The sequence below is a fragment of the uncultured Methanobrevibacter sp. genome, from assembly GCF_902801725.1.
In the GTDB taxonomy this organism is placed as follows: Archaea; Methanobacteriota; Methanobacteria; order Methanobacteriales; family Methanobacteriaceae; genus Methanocatella.
On record NZ_CADCJB010000013.1, the window covers coordinates 35,218 to 43,851 of the forward strand.

Annotated in this window: 5 protein-coding genes; all 5 read left to right on the top strand. The window is 34.9% G+C overall.

Annotated features, from left to right (window positions below):
• Positions 1–146 precede the first annotated feature (146 nt).
• On the top strand, positions 147–5,198 hold the full coding sequence (locus tag QZV68_RS04090; RefSeq protein WP_296878857.1) for a cobaltochelatase subunit CobN: 5,052 nt from the start codon (positions 147–149) through the stop codon (positions 5,196–5,198).
• Between the two features lie 11 nt (positions 5,199–5,209).
• Positions 5,210–5,917 (top strand): DUF2162 domain-containing protein, encoded by a 708-nt coding sequence (locus QZV68_RS04095; protein ID WP_296878859.1) that lies wholly within the window; start codon positions 5,210–5,212, stop codon positions 5,915–5,917.
• An 8-nt stretch (positions 5,918–5,925) separates the two neighbouring features.
• A complete protein-coding gene (locus tag QZV68_RS04100; RefSeq protein WP_296878861.1) occupies positions 5,926–6,570 on the top strand; it encodes a MotA/TolQ/ExbB proton channel family protein in 645 nt (214 codons plus the stop codon).
• Positions 6,571–6,582: 12 nt separating this feature from the next.
• Positions 6,583–6,915: a DUF2149 domain-containing protein gene (locus QZV68_RS04105; RefSeq protein WP_296878863.1), complete on the top strand. Its 333-nt coding sequence runs from the start codon at positions 6,583–6,585 to the stop codon at positions 6,913–6,915.
• Positions 6,916–7,158: 243 nt separating this feature from the next.
• On the top strand, positions 7,159–8,634 hold a 1,476-nt coding region (locus QZV68_RS04110), incomplete at its 3' end, for a DUF3344 domain-containing protein (RefSeq protein WP_296878865.1).

Genomic DNA, 8,634 nt, shown 5'->3' on the forward strand with positions numbered 1-8,634 from the left:
TAATTGGCTTTTTTTATGGGGTTTAACTTTTTTTCAATAGTAATACTTTTTTTCGATATTTGTGAAATAAGTAATACTTTAAATATATTTATTAATATTAAAAGTAATAATTAAAAATAGTTTTTATATTAACAGTGGGTAATATTATGTTTTGTTTAAAAAATAAAAAGTATTTTTGCGTATTAATTTTATTAATAACGATTTTTATCATTCCTTATTCATTTGCATTGGATAATTCCACTTCAGATGATTTGCCTATTTCAAGTGATGATAATGCATTATTAAATGATAATATTGAAGAATCGGTTGGCAACGATAATCTGATGAGTGTAGATTCATCCAAATCTCAAAATATTACTTTATTTATTGTAAGCGACAATCCAGGGACTAATATTTTGGATAAAGCTAGCAGTGAATTAAGCAGTTCCCAAAATTTAAGTAATATTAATTTGGTTGTTCGCAGCGGTGAACAGATAAAGGAAATGAGTGATTTTGAATTAATAAGTCTTCTTTCTTCCAGCGACGGATTTGTCGGTGAATGGATAAGTAGTGATGTAGATTCAGTTTTAACAAATGTTTTGGGTAAATATCCTGAATTGTCAAATAAGGAATTGTTTCTTATATTGGAACCGCCTTCAGGCAAAATGAACTCCGGTTCCAGTTCAATAGGTTTAATCAGAAACAATACAATAAATTATCAAAAGATTTTCGCATCATTTTCAGACCAGGAATTGATTTCATATTTTGAAAACACAAAAAGAGGCAAATACTATACTGATGTTTATAATTACATTGACAGGAGCGCTACAAAATTTGACCCACTGTTCAATCAGATGGTTCTTTATAAGGATATAAACGATAAAGAAAATCTTAAAAATCAAATATTATACGCATTAAACTTTTTAGGCACATCTTTTGAAGTCAATGCACCGACATTTACAGGAGTAAAACAGTATGGAATTTATAGGGACAGATGGTATTCCCTTGAAGAGTATATTGCAGAATTTTTCAATCCGAATAATTCCAGAACTGTCGGAATATTGGAAAGTACAATGTATGTTGAATCTCAGCAATTGCATCCATGCTACAACATTATCGAATCATTGGAATCAAGAGGATATAATGTAATCCCTATCTTTGCTGCAGGGGGGTCTGCTGAACAATTGAAAGTGATGATTGAATCCTGGACCAGTGCAAAGACTGACTATTCCGGATTTTTAAGAAATTCATCCAATTATGATATTTATGTGGATGCAATAGTGTCCATGGTTGCTTATGGTGTTGGGGGTCAGAATTTTTCCAATGCTACAAACTTCTTTGAACAGGTGGGCGTGCCTGTATTCAGGGCAGTACACTCTGATTATGTTTCCAATGAGATGTGGGAATTGGGATCTACCGGTCTTACAACAGAAAAAAGTGACAAATGGTGGCACATTACCATTGCCGAAACTCAGGGAATAATTGATGCAACATTTGTTGGCGGTCAATCAAAGTACATTTCCAGCAGGACAGGAGCTCAGATTACTACCTACATACCTCACGCCAGAAACATTGATTTGCTGGCTGACAGAATAGATTCCTGGGTTGATTTAAAATACACTTCAAATATCGATAAGCTAATCTCAATAATCTATTACAATTATCCTCCTGGAAAACAGAATATCGGTTCAAGTTACCTGGATACAATAACCAGTATTTACAACATGCTGATAACTTTAAAAAATGCCGGATATGATGTTGGCGAGTTGCCAGCTAATGTTTCTGAACTTGAAGATTTAATGCTTAAGTGCGGTATTAATGTAGCTACCTGGGCACCGGGAGAGCTTGAAAAATTGGCTAACCAGTCAGGCGTTACATTACTGCCGGTTAAAGAATATACCAAATGGTTCAATTCATTGGATGAAATTGTTAAAATACAGGTCACTGAAGGGCCTGTTGCTTACATAGGCGAGCTTTCAAGACGTTCAGTTGAGCTAAACTACACAGTAACAATCGCAGATACAATTGATGATTGGTACAATCAGGTTGTTGCCCTGCTTCCAGAGGAAAATGCCGATAAGTCTAAAAGCGTTTTAAACAATATCGTATCAAGCTTAAAAAATTATACAAAGACTCAGGATGCAAAATATTATAAGCTGTTCTTAAGGTACTTTGAAGAATTCAAAAAGTTAAATATTTCCGGATTAAACGGTTGGGGTAATGCTCCGGGCAATGTAATGGTTGTTAATAGAAACGGAGTTGATTATTTTGTCATACCTGGCTTAACTTATGGAAATGTATTTATCGCCCCTGAACCTCAAAGGGGATGGGAATCTGACATTGAAAACTTATATCACTGTACTGCAGTAGCTCCAACCCATCAGTATCTGGCGGCTTACTACTATATGCAGACCAAATACCACAATGCAATGATTTTCGTCGGAAGGCACGCTACACATGAATGGCTTCCTGGAAAGGAAATTTTACTATCATCCACTGATTACGGATCAGTTGTGGTAGGTGATGTCCCGCAACTGTACTTCTATATTGCAGATGGTTTGGCTGAAGCTATTCAGGCAAAAAGAAGAGGTTTTGCAGTTATCATTTCACATTTGACTTCTCCAATGTCTTACACCCATTTATATGGTAACTTGACCGTTGCGGCTAGTCTGGTTAAGGAATATTCTGCTAATCCAAATGTTCGTACTGCTAGTGAATTGCGCAATCTAATTATAAAAAATGATTACTACACTAATTTGGGCCTTTCAAAAGGAGAAGTAATGAATATCTCTGATACCTTACTTGTTGAGAAGGTAAATAAGTTTTTAGTGGAGATGCAGTCTACCTTGTATCCATTGGGGCTTCATGCATTGGGTCAGTCCTGGAGTGAACAGGACTTGGCAAGCACAGTTTCAGCAATGTTGTCTTATGATTATGTTCTTGATAATAATCAGGGTGTTTTAAATTTATTCAGTGAACTTTCAAGCTACTATTATTCAAAAGGATATAGCCAGCTATCCGCATTTGAAAGGGAATTTATTTTAAACAAATCCTATGATATTGTAAAGGCACTGATTTACTGGGATGTAGACACGGTCAATAGCCTGTTAATAAGTCAAAATCAAAAATTCAACAATCCTACATTTTTTGCCTGCCTTGAATTGGCTAAAAAGTATATAGGCCTTATCAATTTCAGTGTTTCAAACGAATTGGATGCAATGCTCGACGGATTAAACGGCAGATATGTTCCAGTTGGTGAAGGTGGAGAACTTGTAATAAAACCTGCAATTCTTCCGACAGGTAAAAACATGTTCCAGGACCAATCATCTGAGCTTCCGACAATGGATGCATGGGAATATGCGAAAAATTTGGCTTTATTAACACTTGCTGATTTAAATGACACAACAGAGAAGATTATCATGGGTATCTGGTGTGTAGAAACCGCAAGAGATGACGGAGCGTTGGTTTCAACCGTTCTTTACTTGTTGGGTATGAAACCTGTCTGGACAGATTCATCAAGTGCGGGTTATGACGATGAAGGAAATCCGACAGGTAAAAAAGTGGGTGCAATGCCTGAAGTTATTAAACTGGATGATTTGACCCGTCCTGCCGGTTGGGCCAAAAAAAGAATTGACGTGACTGTAATAACTAGTGGTTTATTCAGGGATTTATACTCATCTCAATCAATTCTTATGGATAATGCTTACCGTGTTGCGCTTGCAAGGTCCTATCTGACATTGATTAATAATAATGCATTAATGAACTCTAAAAATGGTAATCAATTGCGCGAGGCTCTTGAAGGTGTAATGCAAAGTATCAGCTATTATGGTATTTATAATGAGCCATTGGATTCCAATTATGTGGCACAGCACTGGATTGAAGATACTTTATTCTATTTAAGTCAGGGCTATAATGCAACTTATGCAGGCGAATGTGCAATAACAAGAATATTTGCACCTCCAAATGGTGATTATGGTGCCGGAATATCAAAATTAGTATCAATGTCATGGACATGGAACGATACTAGTGAACTTGCAGACTTTTACCTTGGAAGAATGGGTAACATGTATTCAAAAAATTATTGGGGAGATACAAACCCATTGGTATTCCTGAGGGCTCTGTCAAACTCAGACACAATTGTGGCCAGTCGTAATACCAACCAATACGGTGTACTCGACAACGACGACTTCTTTGATTATTGGGGAGGTTTGTCAATGACTGTAGAAAATATTTCCGGAAAAGCTCCTAAATTCAATGTATTGATGTATTCAGATAAAAACAATGCATACATTTCATCTTTGGAGGAAGTAATGTATAAGGAAATCGCCGCAAGATATGATAATCCTGACTGGATTAAAGGAATGATGAAAGAGGGTTACAGCGGTGCTCGTTACATGTCAAATAAGTTTGTAAGTAATTTGCATGGATGGCAGGTAACAAGACCATCAGCCGTATCAAATGACTTGTGGAATAGAATTTACAATACTTATTACAATGATAAATACAATATTGGAGTTAAAGATTGGCTAATGAGTGGAAACAATGCATATTCACTTATTTCCATGAGTGGAACAATGCTTACAACAATCCATGATGGTTATTGGAAGGCAGATAAGGCTACAATTAGCGATATAGCTAATACATGGGCTCAAGCAACTGTTCAAAATGGTGTGGCCTGTTGTGATTGCAGTTGCGGTAATATTGCAATGATGCAATGGGCTGTCCAATATGTCAATCCGGATATTTTAGCACAACTGCTTCCTAAATTATATGAAGCAACCAAAAATCCGGTATTTAAGAATAATACTCAATCAACTCAGCCGCCTGAAACTGATATAAAAGATAATCCGAAGGAAGCTTCAACTCAAAATCCTGTAAAGGGATCAACTTCATCTTCTACTATTAAAACAAATTCCAGCTCCACAACCACTCAAACTACTGCTCAAAGCGGAAGCAATGCTCAGGGTGATGCCTTTTCAAATGTTGGTGCTGGAAGTGAATCAGTTCAGGCTGGAAGTTCATCTGCAGAGGGAGCAGATGTCAAGAAAGCAGTTGAAATAAATCCAATATCCTCTCAATCAGCAAGTGAAGTAGGATTGTCAATAGTAGCTGTATTGGCTATTTTATGCTTGATTATGGTTGTGGCTGTTGGATACTTTAGAAATAATGATAATAAAGATAAAGTTCAAGATTTAGATAAGCTATTTAATGAAAGATAGTAGGTGTTTTAATGGATGCAATTAATATTTTATGGCAACTTGGGATATTGTCAGCGGTTTTAATTTTTGGAGTCAAATTGGGCCTTGCTACAGGCCTTGCGAACATGTCAAAAAAGTATTTGGCATTGGTGTCAATAGGATATGGTGGGGGAGTTTTAGTACTCACAGAAATTTCTTCATTCTTCACAGATCAAATCACTGATTTGATTTATACTTATAACTTTGAATTTTTCCTGATTATGGCGATAATCATGATTTTAGCGGGAATATTTACAATAAGGGAGTATAAGGTATTTGAAAAAAATACCACTGCAGCCACTTGTATGGCGGTCGTTGCTCCATGTCCTTGTTGTTTTGGTTCTATTATTGTGAGTATAATGCTTGTAGCGCCTACTGTAGGTTTAGGGTTGATGAATTTAAGTGTAATCGTAGCTTTGGCGTTAGTTTTAACAATTGTTGTAACTTATTACGCATCAAATTACCTCGTAAAATTCATTAATAAGCCTTATCCAATAGTATTGGGCAATTTCATGTTCTTTTTGGGAATTTACTTCCTATTGTCTGCATTGTTCTTGCCGAATATTACTGCAATGATTCAAAATCCAATGGAAGCAATATCAATATCATCTCCATATTCTCTGATTGGAGCTTTAGTATTGGTGCTTGTTATAGTGGCTATCGGCGGAATAATCTCTAGGAGAAACAGTAATTTTAATTAGGTGATTTAATGGTAACTACAATTCCTGGAAGTGAAATATTAACATCAACATTGAATATGATTTCACAAAGTCTGCAGATTCCTGTAATCATATTTCTGGTGGTTTTTGCAGTCTTTGCAGTACTTGCAATCGGAGGATTGATTTCTGAGTATACTTCAAGAAAGAAAATCACTCCCGAGCTGATTGAAGAATTGATTTATTCAATATCAAATGCAACTTCTTTGGATGAAATAAAAAACGTTATTAAAAACGCTAAAATTTATGAATCTCAAAAAGTTGTTTTAATTAAGATTTTACGTGCAAATTCCCTAACTCCAGAGTCAAGACATGCACTTGCTAAGAAACTGGTTGAATTTGAAGAAAATAAATTTGCAAAGTCAATCGAAAGAACCGATGTTGTCACGCGTATAGGACCTACATTGGGTTTGATGGGTACATTAATTCCTATGGGTCCGGGTCTTGCTGCATTGGGAGCTGGTGATGTAAATACGTTGGCTAATGCTATTATTGTTGCTTTTGATACAACTGTTGTAGGTATTGGTGCTGGAGCTGTAGCTTATTTTGTATCTAAAGTAAGGCGCAGATGGTATGAAGAGTACTTGTCCAATTTGGATGCGCTTGCAGATGCATTGCTTGATAAGTTAAATCAATAAGAGGTTTTGGTGATGGTTCGAGATAAATCTAAAAAACGATTTTCAGAAGGTGAAGAGGACCCGATGGCTGGAACTTCGAATCTTGTAGATGCAATGCTTGTTATTGCAGTTGGCTTATTGATTTTCGTTGTTATAAGTTGGAATATGCAGAGTGTGGTTTTCCAGGATAATCAAAATCCGCAGAAAGCTATTGAGCAGTCTTCACCTGATGTAACGGAAGTCAGTGAAGGACAGACATTGAATGAAACTCCGGAATCTTCAAACAGTTCTGGTCAGGGTTATATGGAAATGGGTAAAGTCTATAAAGATCCTTCAACGGGCAAGTTGATTATGGTGGAAGGTTAATAAGTAATACTTTTTACTTTTGGATTTGCTCCATTAGTATTACTTTTTTCCTCTTTTTTTTAAATAATTATTACTTTTTTTTAAAAAAACTTTACTTTAATATATAGTTTTCTCTTTTTTAGAGCAAATAAAAAGTTTTATAAGAGTATTACTTTATAATAATATAATAGTATTTTTAGTAATATAATTTATATTATTTTTATTATTACTGAATACTCAAGAGAAATGTAATTGAGTGAGATTATGAAAAGTAAGAGTTTAATATTTTCAATATTTTTGGTTTTCATAATTGTTATTAGTGTCAGCGCCATATCCGCTCAGGATGTGGACGATGCTATCTCTACAACTGACGATGAAACAGTAATTGGGGATTCTGAACAAGTTTCAGGTACTGTTTCAGGAGATGTGGATGTTACAACTGAAAATCCATGGACTACAAGTGGAGAATTAAGTTATGATATTCCTGCCGATGCTAAGACAATTAAAAGTGCTGATGTTTATGTGAATGTTTATAGTGGTAGTGCAAAAAATACTCATGGTGCAAATGCAAATGTAAGTATTTCAACCGCTAATGGAAATGAAAGTTACTCTGAATCTTTATGGACTGAAGACGGTTCAGCTGACGGTACTGTTTACAAAGTAAATAATCATACTACCAAATGCTATTCCGATTTCATGGTTCATTATGATGTAACCAGTTTAGTTCAAGGATTAAATGGAAGTAATTTAAAGATTAAAGTCGATACATTTAAGATGGAAAATAAGTCATTTGACGGTAGGATAAAACTAATCGGATTAGTTTTAGCTTATGATGATGGAGATGATGATGTAATCAATTATTTAATTGATGATAATCAAATTTGGACTAATTCCAATATAACTATTCCTTTTAACACTTTATCATTTAATAATGTGTTTGAATCAAATCTGATTAATATTGCTCTTTCATCAGTTGATGGAACTTATAAATTCAATAATGAATTTTTAACAGATTCCAAACATAAATCCGGTAATTATTATCAATATAATGAATGGAATGTAACTAATTATTTCAAAAACGGTCAAAACAATGAATTGAATGTAATTCCTGGTCAAGGTTCCTACGGATCTTCTTATAAAAGTGTTCTTTCAGTATTGACCGGAAAATCTGTTATAAATTCAGCTGCTATTTCCACTTTCAAAGTCGCTGATAATTCTAAAGATGTTGTTTATCCTGGCTTTGGTAATAAATTGACAGTTACTATCACTGCTAATAAGGCTGGTAAATATGTCATTAATTTATTGGCTAATGGTACTGTTGTAAATTCTACTGAAGCTGATTTGGCTGATGGAGAAAACACCTTGACTTTGGTTGATCCAACTATCAGGCCTATGACTGACCATATGAAATATGATGGCTCCGGAAATTATGATACTGTAAATTACCAAGCTCAAGTCTTGTTTAAAGGATTCGTATTGAATGAAACTTCTTATGATGCTACTGTATTGTATAACGGTTACCTTGGTAAGGATACTTATAATGATACAAGTTTAGAGTCTTTCTATACTGCTACTGTTACTGGTGATATTGTTATTTTAACCAATGGTTCCTATGCTACTGGTACTACCAAATATGCTTTGACCAGTTTCCCTGTTGTATTGTCTGAAAATGATGCATTGGCTAAAGCGTTTATTTATGTGACTTACACTTACGGTGGAACTAATGATAATATTAACATG

Excerpts from the sequence above, each read along its gene's own strand:
- QZV68_RS04090 (WP_296878857.1), top strand. The coding sequence starts at position 147 with ATGTTTTGTTTAAAAAATAAAAAGTATTTTTGCGTATTAATTTTATTA.
- QZV68_RS04100 (WP_296878861.1), top strand. The coding sequence starts at position 5,926 with ATGGTAACTACAATTCCTGGAAGTGAAATATTAACATCAACATTGAAT.
- QZV68_RS04095 (WP_296878859.1), top strand. The coding sequence starts at position 5,210 with ATGGATGCAATTAATATTTTATGGCAACTTGGGATATTGTCAGCGGTT.
- QZV68_RS04105 (WP_296878863.1), top strand. The coding sequence starts at position 6,583 with ATGGTTCGAGATAAATCTAAAAAACGATTTTCAGAAGGTGAAGAGGAC.